Origin of the sequence: Novosphingobium sp. TCA1 (genome assembly GCF_009811895.1) — a bacterium.
GTDB lineage: Bacteria > Pseudomonadota > Alphaproteobacteria > Sphingomonadales > Sphingomonadaceae > Novosphingobium > Novosphingobium panipatense_A.
Genome location: NZ_BLJH01000003.1, coordinates 1 through 17,950, shown reverse-complemented (window position 1 = coordinate 17,950; position 17,950 = coordinate 1). Strand labels below are relative to the sequence as shown.

Here is a 17,950-nt window from a genome sequence, read left to right as displayed (position 1 = left end):
TATCTCCCGAAGTTGCGGTCCATTATAGGATGGTGACCGCAACCCTCGGAGACCGGAACCCGGTTTTTGCCCGCAGTCGCGTCGGAATTTTCCTGATCACTTCAGGGCGCGACATGCAAGCGGTTTGTCCCGCCTGCGAAAGCGGGAAATCGCGGCGCTCCAGCGTGGAGGAGCGCCGCCGCCCGTCAGTGCGCGGCGACCGGCGCCAGCATCGACTGGCGATATTCCGCCATCATCGTGAAGCGGGGATCGGCGCCTGCAAGGTCGCTCATGGTCTTGGCCGCGCGCTTGGCGATCTGCCGGACGCGTTCCTTGGCGACACCGCTGTCGTCGTCGCCGGTGTCGAGAGCGGTCATCTCGAAGAGACGCCCTTCCACCACCCGGCGGTTATGCTCCAGCCGCTCTTCCAGTTCCGCCAGTTCGGCGGGATCGAGCATCGACTTGCCGGTGCGCCAGACCGCGCGGCGGGCACCGGTTTCGGTGCGGGGCGCCTTCTTGGGCTGGGCCTTGCGGCGGATCCGCTCGACGCCGATGTTGCGCAAGTGCTCGACATAGCTGTCGGTCAGCGAGGCCATGGCCTGCCGCGCGAGGTAGTCGGAAGCGCCGGATTCGGTGCGGCCCAGCGCGTCCTCGTCCTCGATCGAGGCGACGATCGACTGACCCTCGCCATCCTCGCCCACGCCCACCGCATCGAGCGACACGGTGACGGCTTCCACTTTCTTGGCGGAAGGGCGCTGATCGGTCATCAGGCGGAAACGCAGGCTCTGAAGCTCGCCGCGGATCTGCCAGTTCACGAACGTCGTGAACTGCGCCTTCTGCGGGTCGTAGGCCTGGATCGCGCGGTGGACGGCGATCGCGCAGACCTGCTCGGCGTCGTCCCAATGGGCGACGAGCCCGTACTGGCGGATGAAATGACGGATGCGCGGCGCGATCAGCTTGATGATCTGCGCGAAGGCGCGATCCACGACGGCGCGCTGGCGTGCCGACTGTGCCTGGCCTTCGGCCGGCATGTTCGCGCTGACGGTCGCGACCGCGGACTCCAGAGCGATGGTGATCTTCGACATGTTGAACCCCCGGTTAGAGAGGAGCTACGGGCGCCCATCGCCGCTGCTCCGCTTCAACGAGACCTGTTGTCTCGTGAATTTCTGAACGCGAGGTTAATCCTATAACCGGATTTCCTATATTTCCTATAAATTTTTTCACTTCGTCGGGAACAAAGTGCATTTCGCCGGAATATCAGCCCGCGAAACGGTCCGGGCGAATGTTGCGGCCGACATAATCGAGCAGCCAGGAGCGGTGCGCGGCGACGGCGCTTCCCGCCATTTCAATCCGGCGATTCGCACTGGCGGCGCCGACCTGAGCATTGAGCAGGGCGCGCGCGCGATCCGGCGAGAGACCGCCTTTCAGGAACCGCACCGCATCACCCAGGCCGAGATGGTGCCCGAGGTATGCTGCCTGCGCCTGTTCGACCACGCCCTCCCCGATCCGCACGCCCGATCCGCGCAGGGACGCGAGATTGGTGCGGGCATAGTCGGCAATCGTCTCGATCGAGGCCTGCGGATCGTAGCGCAGGGCCAGCAAGGCACCCCGGCTCTCGCTCCGCACATGACCACGCTCGTTCAGCCAGCCGCTCTGCTGCGCAAAAGCATGGAGCCAGGTGCCTTCCCGCTCCGCCTGACCTTCCCAGGTCCGGTTGAGGAACTGGCCGATGCCCGCCGCGCTGGAGCGCGGATTACGCGAGTAGGGAAGCCAGCGGCCGTCGGAACCCTTGGCCGCTTCCGCATTGACGATCGTAGCCAGCGCCGCGGCGGGAATGCCGGTACGCGAGGCCGCCGAGCCGAGAATGCCGGCGTAACGGGCATTGGGGCCGTTCTGCATCGAAAGCGCGGCATTGGCGCCGTTTTCGCTTTCGCCTTCTCCGGCCCGTTCACCCTGCTGCCGGGCGAAACGTTCCCATACGCCCCCCTGTGAACCGCAGGCGGCAGCATCGGCAGACGCCTTGGGAAGTGCTTGTTCGGGCGCGGCAGGATGGCCGGATGCCGCCCTTGTTTTCTCGTCGAGCAGGGCCAGAAGGCCGTCCAGCCCCAGCGGATCGGAACGCTTGTCGATCAGGCCTCCGGCCTGTTTCTCGTCATCGCCGCCCAGCGCCGCGCGCCAGAGCCGCCCCGAAAGTTCGCTGCGCGCCTGGGTATAGATCAGCTGCGCCTTCTGCGCCGCCGTCAGTCCCTGAAGACTGCCGGAGTGACTGGCGTTTTGGGCGCCCAGGATCTGGCTGCCGACACCATCGACCATCACGAATCCTCACGGCGCATGGCGCGCCGGGCCTTGATGAACGACATGGCCGCGAAATCGTCGATACCGGCCTGCTCGGCGTTGGCGATCACGCGCGCGGCGTCCTGCCGATAGCCGTCCGCCGCCGTCTCGATGGCGCGGAACGTGCCATAGGCATCGACCGCCTTGTCGCGAAGTTCGTCGAGGCGGGCCTTGAGCAGGACCTCCCGCGCCGTCAGTTGCCGCCGCTCGTGGCGCATGCGCTGGAGATAGGCATGGGAGCAGACGCCCAGATCGCCCGAAGCCAGATCGGCCTCGCGCGTCATGGACTTGGAAACGCGGTCCCGCGCCTTCTCCACTTCGCCCAGCACGCCGGAATGGCTGCTGATCGCCGCGCTCATCTCGTCGATCTCGCGCTGCTGCACGCGCAGCGCGGCATCATACGGCGTCTTCATCCGGGACCTCCATCAGCGCTGCCAGCGCCTCGAAACTCTCCTGCGCGAAGCCGCGATCCTGCTTGCCCTGCTTGAGCAGGTCCTCGATGCGCGGGGCCAATGCCACCGCGCGGTCCACTTCGGCGCTCGACCCGGCGCGGTAGGCGCCGAGACGGACCATTTCCTCCATGTCCTTGTAAGTCGCCATCTCGCGCCGCGCGGCGAGGCGGATGTGGTTTTCCTCCTCGCCAAGGCAGTGCGGCAGGGTTCGCGAGACCGACTTGAGCACGTCGATCGCCGGATAGCGGCCGCGCTCGGCGATCTGGCGGGTGATCACAATGTGCCCGTCCAGAATGCCGCGCACGGCATCCGCCACCGGCTCGTTGTGATCGTCGCCGTCCACCAGCACCGTGAACAGGCCGGTGATCGCGCCCTGTCCGGGCAGCCCCGGCCCTGCCCGTTCCAGCAGGCGCGGCAGTTCGGCAAAGACGGTCGGCGTATAGCCCTTGGTCGCAGGCGGCTCGCCGCTGGCCAGGCCGATTTCGCGCTGAGCCATGGCGAAGCGGGTGACCGAGTCCATCAGACAGAGCACGTTAAGGCCCTGGTCGCGGAAATGCTCGGCCACGGTGAGCGTGGTCCAGGCGGCCTGGCGGCGCATCAGCGCGGGCTCGTCCGAAGTGGCGACGACGACGACGCTGCGGGCAAGGCCCTCCTCGCCGAGATCGTCCTGCACGAATTCCTGCACTTCGCGGCCACGCTCGCCGATCAGGCCGATCACCGCGACATCGCATTCGGTCCAGCGCGCCAGCATCGAGAGCAGCACCGACTTGCCGACACCGGACCCGGCGAAAAGGCCGAGGCGCTGGCCACGGCAGAGCGGCGCGAACAGGTCCAGCGCGCGCACGCCCGTGGAAAGCCGCGCCCCCACGCGCGCCCGCGCCGAGGCGGGCGGCGGCGAGGCCTTGATCTTGCGCAGCATCGCACCCTGTTCGAGCGGCCCCTTGCCGTCGACCGGACGACCGAGCCCGTCGACCATGCGGCCAAGCCAGCCGCTGGAAGGCCGCAAAGCGAACTGGCTGGCGGAAAGGTCTGCGCGCGCCCCGGAAGCGATGCCCTGCGGCTCGCTGAAGGGCATGCAATGCGCGATACCCCGGTCCAGCCCGGTGACTTCCGCCTCGACCTGTCCGGTCGGCGAATTGAGCGTGACGCGCGAGCCGATCTGCGCCGCGCCCGAAAGGCCCTCGACCTCGATCAGGGCGCCGCGAACGGCCACGACCCGGCCATAGCGCTGGTCGGGCGTGAGCAGGCGAAGACCTGCGGCGGCAGCGGCGAGACTGGCCATGAAGCCTTCTCCCGCGTCAGCCCGCGGCCGCGGTTTCGGCGGCGGGCTGCGCAACCGGGGCGGAAATCCCGGCGGGCTGTTCCAGACGGGAAAGCGCGTCGGATTCGTAGCCGATCAGCCAGCGGCAGTCGGCCAGGGCATTATAGAACTGCCCGGTCGCCACTTTCTGCGCGAAACGGATGCAGACCGCCTTGGCCTCCGTCGTCTCCAGCGCGGTCATCAGCCCTTCCAGCCTGGCCAGAAGCACTTGCTGGTGACGCGAAAGATCGGCCGGATCGATATAGGCCATCATGCAGGCGAAATAGAGCTGGCGCGCCGGGGAAGTCGCTTCCTCCGGCTTCATTACGTCGCGCCCGCGCAGGATCGTGGCGTCGTTCTCGACCACCAGGTCGGTACGGCCGACCGCGCGCAGGACCGCACCGTTCACGATCACCGGCTCCCCATTGCGAAGCGAAATGCGAAGAGTCATGTCAATTGCCCCCGTGACATCTGTTTCATTTATAGGATGACAAAGTCACGTCCGTGGCAGTCGTCCATAAATTTTCGCGGCCCTTCGCGCAGGTGGCGCTGCAATTCTTCCTACAATGGCTCTGTTCGGTGGCCGGTACGCCATATTTCCCGGCCGTCACGCACAGGAGAACGAAATGAGCCTCTATTCAGCTCTTTATGCCGGCGTTTCCGGCCTCGGCGCGCAGGCGAGCGCCATGGCCACGGTCGCGGACAACATCACCAACGTCAACACCATCGGTTACAAGGGCGTATCGGCCCAGTTCCAGACGCTCGTCACCGACGGCAAGATGAAGAGCAGCTATTCGGCAGGCGGCGTCACCGCCGCGCCCAAGGCGCTCATCTCCAAGCAGGGCCTGCTTCAGGCTTCCAGCAGCCTGACCGACATCGGCATCGACGGCGCCGGCTTCTTCGTCGTGCGCTCCAGCGCCGACAACAGCGGCCAGATCGCCTATACCCGCGCCGGTTCGTTCACGCCGGATGCCGACGGTTACTTGCGCAACACCGCCGGTTACTACCTGACCGGCTGGCCGCTCGACGCTAGCGGCAACTACGTGAACAACGGCAGCTTCACCTCGCTGGAGCCGATCAAGCCGAACTCGCTGACCGGCGCCGCACTGCCGACCACCAAGATCTCGATGCGCGCCAACCTCGATTCCACGGCGGAACCGATCACCGGCGCCTATGTACCGGGATCGATGGCTTCCGGCGCACTGTCTCCGCAGTTCTCGCGCTCCATGGAAATCTACGATTCCCAGGGCACGCCGCACAGCCTGACCTTCAACTTCGTCAAGACCGCCGCCAATGAGTGGATTGCCGAAATCTCGGGCGATCCCACCCAGATCACCACCTCCAACGGCGCCGCGATCACCGATGGCGTGCTGGCCAGCGGCACGGTGAAGTTCAATGCCGACGGCAGCCTCGATGTCGCCGGATCCGACCCGGACCTCTTCGCCAACCTTGACATCGGCTGGGCCAACGGCGCCGGTTCGACGCCGATCACGCTGGGCCTCGGCACCAACGGCGGGCTTGACGGCCTGACCCAGTTCGGCAGCGATTCCGCCCTGCTTTCCTCCAGCGTCGACGGCGGCGTGCTGGGCACGGTGGCCTCGGTCGAAATCTCGGACAAGGGCATCGTCAGCGCCGTGTTCGACGACGGCACGACCCGCGCGATCTACCAGCTGCCGATCGCCACCTTCCAGAACCCCGACGGCCTTACCCGCACCAGCGGCAATGCCTACGTCGCCTCGGCGATCTCCGGCAACGTCGCGATCAACGAGCCCGGCGCGCTGGGCGGCGGTTCGATCTCGGCCGGTGTGCTCGAAGCCTCGAACGTCGATCTGGCGTCCGAGTTCTCGAACATGATCCTGTTCCAGCGCGCCTACAGCGCATCGTCGAAGATCATCACCACGGTCGACGACATGCTGCAGGAAGTCAGCAACCTGAAGCGCTGATCGAAGCGGCGTTAACGGCCGCTTCCCCAAGACCTTCCCGTTCCCGACGATATTTTCAGGAAGACCAGAAACGTGTCCCTCAACCAGATACTCAATTCCGCCATGTCCGGCCTTGCGGCCTCTCAAGCGGGAATGTCTACGGTTTCCAACAATATCGCCAACGTCAACACGGTGGGCTACGCCCGCCAGAAGACGACGCTCTCCACGGGCGTATCGGGCGGGAAGGTCAACGGGGTCGTGGTCGGCGAACCCTCGCGCGTGGCGGACAAGTTCCTCGAGAACGCGGTGTACCAGCGCGCGGGCAATGCCGGGCGCAGCGAGGCGGTTTCCACCTATCTCGACCGCCTCCAGTCGCTGCTGGGATCCACCGATTCCAAGTCGGGCATCGCCGCCCGGCTGAATGCCCTTTCGACGTCGGTATCGCAGATCGCCAGCCTCCAGGGCTCGGCGCAGTCGATCGCACTGTTCACCGGCAATGTCTCCGACACGATCGACACCCTGAACCAGCTTCAGGGCGACGTGGGCAACCTGCAGGCCGATGTCGAGAGCGAAGTCTCCGACACGGTGGAACGCACCAATGTGCTGCTCAGGAAGATCCACGATCTCAATGCCGAAGTGGCTCGCCTCCAGGGCCTGGGCAAGAGCGTCTCCGGCCCGGCGGACGAGCGCATGTCGGCCCTGGAAGAACTCAGCGGGTTGATGGACGTGAAAGTCCGCGAACAGCCTGACGGCCGCGTCACCATCGACACCGCCTCGGGCCAGGTCCTGCTCGACAAGCGCCTGCGCCAGCTCAGCTACCCCTCGGGCGCTGCGGCTTCGCAGGCGACCTATCCCGCCATCGACATCCGCTTCGCGTCCGACAGCGGCGTGATGGGCGCCTCGACCGGCGAGAAGATCGATTCCACCGCCGTGGGCGGCAAGCTGGGCGGCCTGCTCGACATTCGCGACCGCGCCCTGCCCAATTTCTCCGAACAGCTCGGCCAGCTCTTCACCGGCCTCGCCGAAACGCTGAACAAGGTTTCCAATGAGGGCACCACCCTGCCCCCGCCCAATACGATGACCGGCGAGCCGAACGGGCTTGTCGGCACCGACCGCCTGGGCTTCACCGGCAAGGCGACCTTTGCCGTCGTCGGCAAGGACGGCACGCTGGTCTCCAAGGCCACCATCGATTTCGACGCCCTCGGCCCGACCGCGACCGTCGATGACGTGATCGCCGCGCTCAATGCCGCCTCTCCGAACGGCCTCGCGCCCGACGCCACCGCCAGCTTCACCGACGGCGTGCTGTCGATCAGCGCGGCATCGTCGGCAAACGGCATCGCCATCGCGCAGGACCCGGACACCCCCAGCGACCGCGCGGGCGTGGGCTTCTCGCAGTTCTTCGGGCTCAACAACCTGATCCGGTCGGACACCAGCGCCCTTGCCCCCTCGGGCTTCGTCGCCAGCGATCCCCACGGCTTCGGCACCGGCGAAACCGCGCAGATCGTGCTGCGCGATCCCACCGGCAAGGTCCTGACGGAATATACCCTGACCGGCTCCGCAGGTTCGACCTGGGGCGATCTGGTGACGGAGCTCAACGCCAGCCCGCTTTCGGCTTACGGCAGCTTCGAACTGGACGACAGCGGCCGCGTTCAGTTCAACACCAATACCGCCAGTTCCGGCTCGACGATCTCGATCCCTTCGGACTCGACCAATCGCCTCGGCACCGGACGGTCGTTCTCGTCCCTGTCCGGCCTTACCGGCGCGGCCAGCGGTCTCGGTTCTGCCGAAGTGCCTGCAAACATCCTGGCGGACCCGACCAAGCTGCCGCTGGCCCAGCTCCAGTTGGACGTGCCCGTGGGCGGAAAGGCGATCGGCTCGGGCGACATCCGCAATGTCGCCAGCTTCGTCGATGCTCTGTCCGCCTCCGTGGATTTCGGCAAGGACGGCAGCGCGACCATCGGCACTTTCGCCAACCGCCTGCTCGGCAGTGCCGGTTCGCAGGCCTCATTGGCGCAGACCAACTATTCAGACGCCACCTCGCGGCTCAGCGACGCGCTGGATCGCCGCGATTCCTTCTCCGGCGTGAACGTCGACGAGGAACTCGCCCAGATGGTGGTCCTGCAGAACAGCTATTCGGCCGCGGCACGCGTCATGACCACGGCCTCGGACATGTACGACACCCTGATCGGCATGCTCCGCTAAAAGACAAGGACGAGGACCAGACAATGACCCGCGTAGCGACCATCCCCCTCCAGCGCACCCTTGCCAGCGCCATCACGCGCTCGCAGGAAAACCTCGCCACCAGCCAGCTCCAGCTGACCTCCGGCAAGAAGGCCACCGACTATGCCGGGCTCGGCCTCGATGCGGTGCGCACCCTGTCGGCCCGCTCGATGCTGGCACAGCAGGAATCGTACAAGAGCAACGCCGGGCGCGTATCGACCTCGCTCTCGCTCTACGATGCCAACCTGAGCCAGATCGATTCCTCGCTTTCGGATCTGCGCACCGAACTGATGACCGCCATGGGCACTGGCGATTCTCCCTCGCTTCAGGCCACCATCGAGAGCGCCTTCGGCGACTTGCGCACCTCGCTCAACGCCACCGAGGCAGGCATCCCCCTGTTCGCCGGTTCGCAGACGTCGAGCCAGCCGTTCCTGCCCAAGACCCTTCAGGACACCGTAGGCCTCGACGCCGCCGATGCCTTCGCCAACGACACCGTTCGCCAGTCGACCCGCGTGGGCGACAGCATCGAGCTTGAATACGGCGTCGGCGCCAGCGAGGTCGCCACCAACCTGATTCCCGCCTTCCGCGCCCTGGCCGAGGCCGGTCCCTTCGGCGAAACCCTGACCGATACCCAGAAGCAGGCCATCGGCGATGCGATCGCCCTGCTCGACGTGGGCATCAAGGACGTGCGCACCGTCAACGCCACCAACGGCCGCAACCAGAACAAGGTCGAAGCCCTGTCCGACCGCGCCGACGACCGGATCACGTTGTTCACCGAAGTGATCGGCTCGGTGGAGGATGCCGACCTTGGCCAGGTGGCGATCGACATCACGCAGCGCCAGACCATTCTCGAGGCAAGCTACTCGGTCTTCGCGCAGCTGAACTCGATGTCGCTGGCGCAGTTCCTGAAGTGAACGCCTGACGGCATTGCAACCCCAACAGAAAGGGCGCCGGGATCGAAATCCCGGCGCCCTTTCTGTTTGTCCCGGCTTGCCCCGTCACCCTCTCGGGGCAGTGCTCCCCGGCGCCCGTTCCAGCAGGTCCGCGAATTCGCCCGCCGGGCTGACCGACGGCATCGCCGCCATGGCGCGTGCCAGTTGCGGGCCGCTGGCCTGCGCAGGGCTTCCCGTCAGCATCTCGAACACAGGGGCCGAGGGTAGCCCTTGGAATGCCGCCGCATAGCGCGCGTGAAGGCCCGAGAGCGCTTCCTCGCGGCCCAGCATGGCGAGCGAGATGGCATGGCGCAGGACCACGGCCTGGCCGATCGCATCCAGCCCCCGCCCGGTCGGCAGTCCCGCCGCGGAGGCTTCGGCATAACGTGCCCAGTCGCGCTGCTTCCAGAGGATTTCCGCGCGCAGGGTGTCGGCATCCGGCACGTCCTGGAGCACGGCCATAGCCTCATCGATCCGGCCGATCTGGCTGAGCGCAGCGGCTTCCACCCGCTTGCGCGCGGCGATCATCGGATCGGGGAACGAAGGATCGTCGGACTTGCGAAGGGTCTGTAGCGCCCGGTCCGGCCGTCCGGCCAGAATGAACAGCGTCGCCACCCGCGCCGAAAGCGGGCCGCGCGCCAGATCGCCCGCGCGCACGAAAAGCTGATAGGTCAGCAAGTCGCCCGCACGCTCGTAAAGACCCGCCTGCTGGAGGCGCTCGGCAAGGTGGCTGGCCATGAGGTCGCCCTCGGCCCCGCCCGGCGCGATATCGCGGTAGTCCCAGTAGAGACCGGCGGCCTTGTCCAGCGGCAGCTTGCGCGCGGGATCGAGCGCATCGGTAAGCTTGGTGCGCAACCCCGGAAGGAAGTCCGCACCCTGCCGTCCTACGTCATGATAGCGGAACAGCGCGGCACCTGCGGCGAGGGCGCCGGACAAGTCGCCGCGCGCGTCATAGAGCTTGTAGGTCAGGCGCAGCGCCCGCTCCTCGATGGCATCGCCGCGCCAGGCGTAACGGATCGCGTCGAGCCGCTTGAGTGCCGCTTCCGGTCCGACGGCACGATGCGCCACCTCGGATTCCACTTCGCTCAGCCGCGCGTCCATGCGCTGCTCCATGGTACCCGAACGCTCCACCCGCGCGAAGCGCAGGCGCGCCTGATCGGCATGGCCCAGCGCCAGTTCGGCACGGCCACGATAGAGATTGGCCGCCGGATCCCGGTCGGGAAGCGGCGAAAGCCACTGCATGGCCTTGGCGGGCGCGCCACCTTCGATGGCACCGCGCGCCGCCGCCAGGACGAAAGCCCTGGGACGAGGGATGGCCAGCGCCGGACGCGCGCAATCGAGCTGTTGCAGGGCCTGCTCGCCCAGCGCGCTCTGCGCCAGGGCACGCAGGCGCCAGGCGCAGGCTTCGGGATTGGTTCCCAGCCCCGCTGCGCCGAGCGCGGCAAGCGCGTCGGGATAGCGCCCCAGCAAGGTCAGGGCCGCACCCTGGGCAAGGCGGAAGGTATCGACCATCTCCAGGTCGGGATCGTCCTGCCGCATGACTTCGAGCACGCCGAAAGCCTCGCCGCCGCGCTCCTGTCCGATCAGGCTGCGCGCATAGTTCCAGCGCGCCTGCTGGCGTTCCGGGCGGGGCACCCGCGCCAGCCGGGTCCAGGCCTCGGCCTCGGAGAGCTTCGCCCAGGCTGCCGGGCCGACGATCGCCGGTTGCTGGGCGAGATCGGCAGCGAAGCGCGGCAGGCGCGGAGCAGGCGGCAGGGTCACAGGCTTGACCGCAGCTGCCGCCTGCGGAGTAGCAGGCGATGCGCCCTGGGCCGGAGATTGCAGCGCTGTCGGCGCGGAAACCAGCGCGGCGCCGGGCACGAGCGCGGCAGTCGCAAGCAGACGGGTAAGAATCACAGCAGGGCTCCGGGGAACAGGACCGACATCGTAAACAGCACGCCGCCCAGCGCGCTGCCGATCAGGAACAAAACCGCCGCCAGCATGACCCACAACGCCCCGCCGCTTTTGGCAGCCGGGGTTGCGGCATCAAGGGCGGCGATCTGGGGCGCATCGGTGCGGCGGCGTCCGGGGTTATTCGGTTGGGCCTGGCCCGCCGCGTTTTGCCCGGCCTTGGCGCCAGGAGAATTCCCGTCCGGCGTGCCGGAAGAGAAGACCCTGACTTTCGCCGGGCGCCGATCGTCACTCATCTTAACCTGACTCCTGGGGTTTCGTTCTATTATAGAGGAAGAAGCCGCCGGGCGGTCCGCTCCGTCCGGCCCGATCTGGAGTCTCCGATGCCGTCTTCCGCCCCTTCCCGCAGTGCCTCGCGGCTGGCAGCGCTGCTTGTCGCGACCGTCGCGGCGACGGCAGCGGCAGTGCCGACGCAAGCCGAAACCGGCCAAACCGGAACTGGAAAGACGGAGGCCAAGAAGGCCGACCCGATCCCGCCGCCCGATCCCTCTTTCGTGGTCATGGAGCCGATCGACGCGCCGATCATCGACAGCGGCCGGATCGACGGCGTGCTCCACCTCTCGCTGGCGGTAAAGACGAAGTCCGCAGAGAATGCCGCCGAACTGACCAAGCGCATGCCCGAACTGCGCGCTGCCTCACTGGCAGCCGCCATCGAGTTCGCCCGCCTCCATGCCTCGCCCTATGCGCCCGTGAACGTCGCGCGGCTCTCGGCAATGATGGCCGCGCCCATCAAGCGGCTGGACCGGGGCATCGAGAAAGTGCTGATCGTGAAAGTCTCCGCCGACGAGGGCTGACCCCGTTTCGTCGTCCCGGATCAAGTCCGGGACCGCTGGCGTTCTTGAGGGGAACCCTTGCTTGAGAGCGCCTGGCCGAAAGGTGGGCCGTTCACGGCCAGCGGTCCCGGATCAAGTCCGGGACGACATATATGAAAAAAGCCCCCGTCCAGATCTGGACGGGGGCTTTTTTTCGTTACTGCGCGGGAGGCGCTGCCGGTTGTACCGGCTTGCCGGAGGCCGCAAGCGCCTGCGGCTTGCCGCGCTTTGGCTGGGGCTGGGAAGCCACTGGCGGCGGCGCCTTGATGACCTTGCGGCCCGCCAGCGCCATCGATAGTTCCACCGCCGAACTCGGCGTCATATAGGCCATGATCTGCGCCGTCGCCCGCTCGCGCATGCGGCGCGCGACTTGCGCCTGCACTTCGATGTCGAGCTTCTCGAAGATCGGTGCGGCGCGCTGGGGCTTCATCGTCTGATAGATGCGCGCCAGATTGTCATAAGGCACTTCCGGCTCTGCCTCGCCGTTCTTGCCGGTGGGCGTCGCCGCAGCGGCGGCCTGGTTCTGCTGGGCCTGGCCGGCCAGCCGCGCCTCGCCGGCCTTGACCGCCTGCTCGCGCATTTCCAGCTTGCGCCGCTCGGCCGCCAGAACGCGGTCGCGCTGTGCCCCGGCATCCTGGAGCGAGGCGCCAAGACGGCCGGAGTCGCCCTTGACGGTGCTGACGGGCGGCGCGGCCAGGGCGATGGCATTGGCCACCGCCGCCACTCCGGCCACGCCCAGGATCAGCCGCGAGGGCGTCACCAGGGCGCGGAGCGGAGCCAGCATGCCGCCCACAAGCCCCGAACCGGAAGCCTGGGGCTGCATCATGCAACGGCGCTTTCACGCGAAGCGCGGGCCGTGGCGATATCGCGCACGACGCCGCTGGCATCGTTGATCGCAGCCGGAACGGCAACCTTGCGGCGCGAACGGGTGCGAGCCGGAGCGGCAACCTTTTCGGCTTCGAGAATGCCCGCGACGACCTTCTCGGCATCGCTCGACTTGGCCGCGGGCGCGGCGGTCTTGGGCTTGGTCGTGCGCGGCTTGCGCACGGCGCGCTTCTTCGGCGGCGCCTTTTCTTCCGCCTTGGGAGTCTTGGCGGCCGCTTCCATGATGCGGTCGGCCACGGCATTGCCGATGCCCACCATCAGGGTCAGTTCGTCGCGGATTTCCTCTGCGGCGGCGATGGCAGTGGCCTGGGCCTGGCCGTCGGTCGAGAGCACGCGCTTGAGATCGCCCAGCACCGCGCGGGCCTGGCCGGTCGCCCTTTCGAGCTGGGCAACGCCCTCGGCAAGCTGGGTGTCGCGCAGAGTGCGCAGGCGGCGGCTCATCCGGGCGCTCTGGACGAGCACGGAAACGCAAAGCAGGATCAGCACGACATTGATCGTTGTGGCGAAGGTCATTTCGGATACCCCTTGGAAATGTCAGTGGCCATGCGAATGGCGATATTGCTCGAACGCTGGCCGATATGCGCGCGGCCCAGCGGCACGCCGCCGCACTGGACCTGAAGCGCATCGTTCGGGCTGTGGCTGAGGGCGATCGTCTGCCCCACCTTGAGAGTCATCACGTCGCGCAGGCTCATCAGCTTTTCGCCGAGCACGACGTCCACGGTGACTTCGGTATTGTAGAGTTCGCTGGCCATGTGCGCGGCCCAGATGCGGTCGCGGCCGAGCTTTTCGCCCATGAAGCGTTGCAGCAGCTTGTCGCGGACCGGCTCGATCGTCGCATAAGGCAGCAGCACCGAGAACTTGCCCCCGCGCCCTTCCATGTCGACGCGGAACGTGGCGACGGCGGCGATGTTGCTGGGTCCGGCGATGGCGGCGAAGCGCGGGCTCGATTCCATGCGCTCGACCACCATGGTCACCGGCTCGATCGCCTCGAAGGCACTCGAAAGGTCGTCCAGCGCAAGCTGCACCATCTTGGAAACCAGCATGGTCTCGATCGTGGTGAAGGCGCGCCCCTCGACCCGCATCGGGCGCGAACCCTTGCGGCCGCCCAGCAGGGCATCGACGACAGCATAGATCAGCCCGGAATCGACGGTGACGACGCCGTAGTTCTCCCACTCGGTCACCTGGAACACGCCGAACATCGCGGGCAGCGCCACGCGGTTCATGAACTCGCCGAAGCGGGTGGAGGTGATTTCCTCCAGCGTGACGTCGATCGCATCCGAAGTCAGGTTGCGCATGCTGGTGGCGAAGGACCGCACCATGCGTTCGCAGACCACTTCCAGCATGGGCAGCCGTTCGTGGCTGATCACGTTGGATTCGATCATCGCCTTCAGCCCGCTCTTGGGCGCGGCCGGCATGTCGCTGTCGAACCCGAACAGCGCATCGATGCTGTCCTGGTCGAAAGTGTCGTCGTTGATCGCGCCCATCTTGGGCGGATCGGGGAGGATGAAGTCGTCGAAATCGTCGCTCATTGCTGGACGAGGTCCTGGATCAGCACGTCCTTGACCATGCCCGCGCCAAGCGCCTGGGTCGCACGCGTCATCATCTCTTCCTTGATGCGGAAAACGGCTGCCGATCCGTTGAGGTCGTCGGGCCGCAGTTCGCGTAGGAACGGCTGAAGCGCATCGAGCACCGCGGGCAGCTTGGCCTTGACCTTGTCGGTCTTGCCGTCGGCGGCGACGATGATGAAGCGCAGTTTCAGGAAGCGCGCCTGGCTGTCGCTGCCGCGCAAGTTCACGATCATCGGCGGCACTTCAATATAGGATGAAGCATCACCCTCGCCCGCGGCGCTTTCGGCCGGGGCATGTTCCGCCTCTTCCGATCCGCCGCGCATGAACCACCAGGCTCCGCCGCCGCCCGCAAGCAGCGCCAGGACCGCGGCCCCGCCGATTACCAGCATTTTCTTACCGGACTTCTTGGGCTCCGGCACATCGACCGCCGTAATGTCGATCACGTCGTCGCTGGACACATTCATCCCCTTGGCTCCTGGGATGCGCCCCCTGCACCGAAATGGTGTCCGCGCATCCGCTTTCGCGATTTCGCCTCTATTATAGGAAAGCTGAGCGGCAAAATCTGCCTAGCGCCGAATATCTGGAACTTTTTCGCAAGGTGCCCGAATGGACGTCTCTTCCTTCGTTCTGCTGAGCCATGAGCAGGCCTTGCGCCGCCAGCTCGACATCACTGCCAACAACATGGCGAACACCAGTACCGTGGGGTACAAGCGCGAGCAGGCGCTGTTCCACGAATATGTCGAGACCGTGAAGGACGCGCCGGTCGAGGATGCCCGCAAGACATCCTTCGTGCTGGACTTCGGCGCCGTTCACGACGCCTCGCAGGGCGCCTTCCAGTCGACCGGCAACGCGCTGGACGTGATGATCGACGGCCCCGGCTATCTCAATGTCGAAACGCCCGAAGGCGGCGTCGCCTATACGCGCGCGGGCTTCGTGAAGATCCTCAGCACCGGCGAACTGGCCACGTCCGGCGGCCAGCGCCTGCTGGACGAGAACGGCCAGCCGATCACGGTTCCCACCGATCAGCTGAACCTCGTGACGATCACCGAGGACGGTTCGGTCATGGTCGGCGACGGCCCTGTCGGCCGCCTGGCAGTGACCGATTTCGCGGACGAGAACATGCTGGAGCCGCGCGGCGACGGCATGCTCGCCGGCACCAACGGCCGCATGCTCACCCAGGCGCAGACCAGGCTCAAGACCGGCGGCGTGGAAGGCTCCAATGTCGAGCCGATCACCGAGACCACCCACATGGTCGAGATCCTGCGCTCCTACCAGACCAGCCAGCGCCTCTCGGCCGACCTCAACGACATGCGCAAGCGCGCGATCGACCGCCTGAGCAGGGTCGGCTGACCGCTAGAATCTCTTCTCCACCCACCTGATCCAACGAGGAGCCAACATGCGTTCTCTCTCCATCGCCTCGACCGGGATGCTCGCGCAGCAGACCAACGTCGATGTCATCTCGAACAATATCGCCAACATGAACACCACCGCGTTCAAGCGTCAGCGCGCGGAGTTCCAGGACCTGCTCTACCAGCAGGTATCGCGCCCCGGTTCCAACACCAGCGACACCGGCACCAAGGTCCCCACCGGCATCCAGATCGGTGCGGGCGTGCGCACCGGCGGCGTCTATCGCATCACCGAGCAGGGCGCGCTGACCAATACCGGCAATACCTACGACATGGCGATCGACGGCCCCGGCTATTTCCAGATCACCATGCCCTCCGGCGACATATCCTATACGCGCGCCGGTTCGTTCCAGCTTTCCGACCAGGGCGAACTCGTCACCACCGACGGCTATCTGGTCCAGCCCAACATCACGATCCCGCAGGGCGCGCTCGACGTCACCGTCTCCAAGACCGGCGAAGTCCAGGTGAAGATCGCGGGCCAGGCCGAAATGCAGACCGTGGGCCAGCTCGAACTCGCCACCTTCATCAACGAGGCGGGTCTCGAGGCGATCGGTTCGAACCTGTTCCTGGAAACCGGCGCGTCGGGTCAGCCGACCATCTCCACGCCGGGCCAGCCTTCGTTCGGCACCCTGAGCCAGGGCTTCATCGAAGCCTCGAACGTCAATCCGGTCTCGGAAATCACCTCGCTCATCACCGCGCAGCGCGCCTACGAGATGAACAGCCGCGTGCTCAAGACGGCTGACGAGATGCTCCAGACCTCGACGCAGATAAGCTGAGATCATGCTCACCGCACTCCTCCTCGCGCCCGCGCTGGCCACCGCCCCGGCCATGCCGTCCGGCGAGCCCGCGCCCGTTCTCGCCCGCACCGTCGAACGCGGCGAAGTGCTGTCGGCAGCAGACTTCGTCACCGCGCCGGTCTTTCCGGCGATCGCGCGCAATGCGCTGAGCCCGGCCGAAGCAGCGGGGCAGGAGGCGGTGCGCCGCCTCAATGCCGGTGCTCCGGTACGCTCGACCGACCTCACCGCGCCCCGGCTCGTCCGGCGTGGCGAGGCGGTGACGATCTCGCTGATCTCCGGCGCGCTCAAGATCACCTCGGCCGGGCGCGCGCTCAGCGACGGCGGCAAGGGCGAGCAGGTCCGCGTGCTCAACCTCGCCACCAACCGCACGCTCGATGCCGTAGCCATGGGCTCGGGCGACGTGCGGATCACCGCACAATAGGGAGACCGGCCGTGAACAACCGTTTCGCACCTCTCGTTTCCGTGCTCCTCGCCGCCAGCCTGCTTTCGGGCTGCGGCGCGGTGGGCCGTCTCAAGAACGTCGGCAAGCCGCCGAAGATGTCCGAGGCGGAAGAACCGGTGGCACCGCGCCTGGAACCTTCGCTGGGCAATCACTCGGTGGACGACCGGGCGCTCGTGGCGAACGGCCAGCAGGCGGACGCCGCACGCGGCGCCTCGCTGTTCCGCACCGGCGGCGGCGCTTTCTTCCGCGACCAGCGCGCCTCGCGCGTGGGGGACATCGTGACGATCCGCATCAACATCGCGGACAACGCACAAGTCGCGAACTCCACCACCCGCACCCGCAACGGCAGCGAGAACAGCGGCATCGCCGCGCTGCTGGGGCTGGAAACCGTGATCCCCAAGATCCTGCCGGGCAATCCCGACCCCTCGAACCTCGTCAGCACGGATTCGAAGTCCAGCGCGACGGGCGTGGGCAACACGACCCGCAGCGAGCAGATCAACATGACGGTGGCCGCCACGGTCATCGGCGTGCTGCCCAACGGCAATCTCCAGATCCGCGGCAAGCAAGAAGTGCGCGTCAACTACGAGTTGCGCGAACTCGTCGTCACCGGCGTGATCCGGCCCGAGGACATCGCCCGCGACAACTCGATCAAGCATTCCCAGATCGCCGAAGCCCGCATCAGCTACGGCGGCCGCGGCCAGCTTACCGACGCCCAGCAGGCCCGGTGGGGACAACAGATCTACGACGCCCTCTTCCCGTTCTGATCGGGCGTACTATTGCGACACGAATTGCACCTCTCCGGCAGTAGCCGGAGGGGTTTCGTGCGTAATGCAATAGAGTAACAGCGCCGGATACTGATCGATAAGGGCTAACGACAGCATCCACACCGCCATTCGAAAACTTTTCTTTCCAAATTCCCGGGCGGTTATTTTCCCTTCCTAGAATGAAGAT

19 protein-coding genes are annotated in these 17,950 nt (G+C 66.5%); 8 read left to right on the top strand and 11 right to left on the bottom strand.

Annotation, left to right across the window (positions count from 1 at the left end):
* Nucleotides 1-185: 185 nt before the first annotated feature.
* The 5 genes from NTCA1_RS05170 to NTCA1_RS05150 all read right to left on the bottom strand — a co-directional run bounded on the left by NTCA1_RS05170 (nt 186) and on the right by NTCA1_RS05150 (nt 4,516).
* Nucleotides 186-1,064 (bottom strand): RNA polymerase subunit sigma-70, encoded by an 879-nt coding sequence (locus NTCA1_RS05170; protein ID WP_086491326.1) that lies wholly within the window; start codon nt 1,062-1,064, stop codon nt 186-188.
* A 172-nt stretch (nt 1,065-1,236) separates the two neighbouring features.
* The gene (locus NTCA1_RS05165; RefSeq protein WP_236549108.1) at nt 1,237-2,292 is read right to left on the bottom strand and encodes a peptidoglycan-binding protein; all 1,056 of its coding nucleotides are present in this window, start codon (nt 2,290-2,292) and stop codon (nt 1,237-1,239) included.
* The gene (locus NTCA1_RS05160) at nt 2,292-2,726 is read right to left on the bottom strand and encodes a hypothetical protein (protein WP_086491325.1); all 435 of its coding nucleotides are present in this window, start codon (nt 2,724-2,726) and stop codon (nt 2,292-2,294) included. The genes NTCA1_RS05165 and NTCA1_RS05160 overlap by 1 nt, the downstream gene beginning before the upstream one ends.
* The gene (fliI, locus tag NTCA1_RS05155) at nt 2,710-4,047 is read right to left on the bottom strand and encodes a flagellar protein export ATPase FliI (RefSeq protein WP_133083496.1); all 1,338 of its coding nucleotides are present in this window, start codon (nt 4,045-4,047) and stop codon (nt 2,710-2,712) included. The genes NTCA1_RS05160 and fliI overlap by 17 nt, the downstream gene beginning before the upstream one ends.
* A 16-nt stretch (nt 4,048-4,063) precedes the next feature.
* A complete protein-coding gene (locus NTCA1_RS05150; RefSeq protein WP_133083495.1) occupies nt 4,064-4,516 on the bottom strand; it encodes a flagellar biosynthesis repressor FlbT in 453 nt (150 codons plus the stop codon).
* 175 nt (nt 4,517-4,691) lie between these two features.
* Between NTCA1_RS05150 and flgE the strand changes: the two genes are divergently transcribed.
* The 3 genes from flgE (at nt 4,692) to NTCA1_RS05135 (ending at nt 9,121) form a co-directional block, all read left to right on the top strand.
* Nucleotides 4,692-6,008, top strand: coding sequence for a flagellar hook protein FlgE (gene flgE / locus NTCA1_RS05145; RefSeq protein WP_159829037.1), 1,317 nt, complete (start codon nt 4,692-4,694; stop codon nt 6,006-6,008).
* A gap of 72 nt (nt 6,009-6,080) precedes the next feature.
* Entirely contained in the window at nt 6,081-8,189 is a 2,109-nt protein-coding gene (gene flgK / locus NTCA1_RS05140; RefSeq protein ID WP_167381835.1) for a flagellar hook-associated protein FlgK, read from the top strand.
* A gap of 23 nt (nt 8,190-8,212) precedes the next feature.
* Complete coding sequence (locus tag NTCA1_RS05135) at nt 8,213-9,121, top strand: flagellin (protein WP_086491321.1); 909 nt, start codon at nt 8,213-8,215, stop codon at nt 9,119-9,121.
* Nucleotides 9,122-9,205: 84 nt separating this feature from the next.
* Here the strand turns inward: NTCA1_RS05135 and NTCA1_RS05130 are convergent, their stop codons facing one another.
* Both NTCA1_RS05130 and NTCA1_RS05125 read right to left on the bottom strand, forming a co-directional pair.
* Complete coding sequence (locus tag NTCA1_RS05130) at nt 9,206-11,035, bottom strand: hypothetical protein (protein WP_159829034.1); 1,830 nt, start codon at nt 11,033-11,035, stop codon at nt 9,206-9,208.
* Nucleotides 11,032-11,325, bottom strand: coding sequence for a hypothetical protein (locus tag NTCA1_RS05125; protein WP_086491319.1), 294 nt, complete (start codon nt 11,323-11,325; stop codon nt 11,032-11,034). The genes NTCA1_RS05130 and NTCA1_RS05125 overlap by 4 nt, the downstream gene beginning before the upstream one ends.
* Before the next feature lie 87 nt (nt 11,326-11,412).
* On the opposite strand from NTCA1_RS05125, the gene NTCA1_RS05120 reads away from it, so the two are divergent.
* The gene (locus NTCA1_RS05120) at nt 11,413-11,883 is read left to right on the top strand and encodes a hypothetical protein (protein ID WP_159829031.1); all 471 of its coding nucleotides are present in this window, start codon (nt 11,413-11,415) and stop codon (nt 11,881-11,883) included.
* Nucleotides 11,884-12,058: 175 nt separating this feature from the next.
* Here NTCA1_RS05120 and NTCA1_RS05115 read toward each other — a convergent pair whose 3' ends face one another.
* The 4 genes from NTCA1_RS05115 to NTCA1_RS05100 are packed head-to-tail and all read right to left on the bottom strand — an operon-like array spanning nt 12,059 to nt 14,818.
* Complete coding sequence (locus NTCA1_RS05115) at nt 12,059-12,727, bottom strand: MotE family protein (RefSeq protein ID WP_236549107.1); 669 nt, start codon at nt 12,725-12,727, stop codon at nt 12,059-12,061.
* Nucleotides 12,724-13,299: a DUF6468 domain-containing protein gene (locus NTCA1_RS05110; RefSeq protein ID WP_086491317.1), complete on the bottom strand. Its 576-nt coding sequence runs from the start codon at nt 13,297-13,299 to the stop codon at nt 12,724-12,726. The genes NTCA1_RS05115 and NTCA1_RS05110 overlap by 4 nt, the downstream gene beginning before the upstream one ends.
* Nucleotides 13,296-14,315, bottom strand: coding sequence for a flagellar motor switch protein FliM (fliM, locus tag NTCA1_RS05105; RefSeq protein ID WP_086491316.1), 1,020 nt, complete (start codon nt 14,313-14,315; stop codon nt 13,296-13,298). Before fliM ends, NTCA1_RS05110 begins: the two co-directional genes overlap by 4 nt.
* Nucleotides 14,312-14,818, bottom strand: coding sequence for a flagellar basal body-associated FliL family protein (locus NTCA1_RS05100; protein ID WP_133083492.1), 507 nt, complete (start codon nt 14,816-14,818; stop codon nt 14,312-14,314). Before NTCA1_RS05100 ends, fliM begins: the two co-directional genes overlap by 4 nt.
* Before the next feature lie 142 nt (nt 14,819-14,960).
* Here NTCA1_RS05100 and NTCA1_RS05095 point away from each other — a divergent pair, with 142 nt between their 5' ends.
* The 4 genes from NTCA1_RS05095 to flgH are packed head-to-tail and all read left to right on the top strand — an operon-like array spanning nt 14,961 to nt 17,763.
* Complete coding sequence (locus tag NTCA1_RS05095) at nt 14,961-15,704, top strand: flagellar hook-basal body complex protein (protein ID WP_086491314.1); 744 nt, start codon at nt 14,961-14,963, stop codon at nt 15,702-15,704.
* 46 nt (nt 15,705-15,750) lie between these two features.
* Nucleotides 15,751-16,536: a flagellar basal-body rod protein FlgG gene (gene flgG, locus NTCA1_RS05090; protein ID WP_086491313.1), complete on the top strand. Its 786-nt coding sequence runs from the start codon at nt 15,751-15,753 to the stop codon at nt 16,534-16,536.
* Between the two features lie 4 nt (nt 16,537-16,540).
* The gene (gene flgA, locus NTCA1_RS05085; RefSeq protein ID WP_086491312.1) at nt 16,541-16,978 is read left to right on the top strand and encodes a flagellar basal body P-ring formation chaperone FlgA; all 438 of its coding nucleotides are present in this window, start codon (nt 16,541-16,543) and stop codon (nt 16,976-16,978) included.
* Between the two features lie 11 nt (nt 16,979-16,989).
* Nucleotides 16,990-17,763 carry a flagellar basal body L-ring protein FlgH gene (flgH, locus tag NTCA1_RS05080; RefSeq protein ID WP_159829028.1) on the top strand — a complete coding sequence of 258 codons (774 nt, stop codon included), beginning with the start codon at nt 16,990-16,992 and terminating at the stop codon, nt 17,761-17,763.
* Nucleotides 17,764-17,950 lie beyond the last annotated feature (187 nt).

Coding starts and splice junctions, on each gene's coding strand:
- NTCA1_RS05170 (WP_086491326.1), bottom strand. CDS start 1,064: ATGTCGAAGATCACCATCGCTCTGGAGTCCGCGGTCGCGACCGTCAGC.
- NTCA1_RS05165 (WP_236549108.1), bottom strand. CDS start 2,292: ATGGTCGATGGTGTCGGCAGCCAGATCCTGGGCGCCCAAAACGCCAGT.
- NTCA1_RS05160 (WP_086491325.1), bottom strand. CDS start 2,726: ATGAAGACGCCGTATGATGCCGCGCTGCGCGTGCAGCAGCGCGAGATC.
- fliI (WP_133083496.1), bottom strand. CDS start 4,047: ATGGCCAGTCTCGCCGCTGCCGCCGCAGGTCTTCGCCTGCTCACGCCC.
- NTCA1_RS05150 (WP_133083495.1), bottom strand. CDS start 4,516: ATGACTCTTCGCATTTCGCTTCGCAATGGGGAGCCGGTGATCGTGAAC.
- flgE (WP_159829037.1), top strand. CDS start 4,692: ATGAGCCTCTATTCAGCTCTTTATGCCGGCGTTTCCGGCCTCGGCGCG.
- NTCA1_RS05135 (WP_086491321.1), top strand. CDS start 8,213: ATGACCCGCGTAGCGACCATCCCCCTCCAGCGCACCCTTGCCAGCGCC.
- NTCA1_RS05125 (WP_086491319.1), bottom strand. CDS start 11,325: ATGAGTGACGATCGGCGCCCGGCGAAAGTCAGGGTCTTCTCTTCCGGC.
- NTCA1_RS05120 (WP_159829031.1), top strand. CDS start 11,413: ATGCCGTCTTCCGCCCCTTCCCGCAGTGCCTCGCGGCTGGCAGCGCTG.
- NTCA1_RS05115 (WP_236549107.1), bottom strand. CDS start 12,727: ATGATGCAGCCCCAGGCTTCCGGTTCGGGGCTTGTGGGCGGCATGCTG.
- NTCA1_RS05110 (WP_086491317.1), bottom strand. CDS start 13,299: ATGACCTTCGCCACAACGATCAATGTCGTGCTGATCCTGCTTTGCGTT.
- fliM (WP_086491316.1), bottom strand. CDS start 14,315: ATGAGCGACGATTTCGACGACTTCATCCTCCCCGATCCGCCCAAGATG.
- NTCA1_RS05100 (WP_133083492.1), bottom strand. CDS start 14,818: ATGAATGTGTCCAGCGACGACGTGATCGACATTACGGCGGTCGATGTG.
- NTCA1_RS05095 (WP_086491314.1), top strand. CDS start 14,961: ATGGACGTCTCTTCCTTCGTTCTGCTGAGCCATGAGCAGGCCTTGCGC.
- flgG (WP_086491313.1), top strand. CDS start 15,751: ATGCGTTCTCTCTCCATCGCCTCGACCGGGATGCTCGCGCAGCAGACC.
- flgA (WP_086491312.1), top strand. CDS start 16,541: ATGCTCACCGCACTCCTCCTCGCGCCCGCGCTGGCCACCGCCCCGGCC.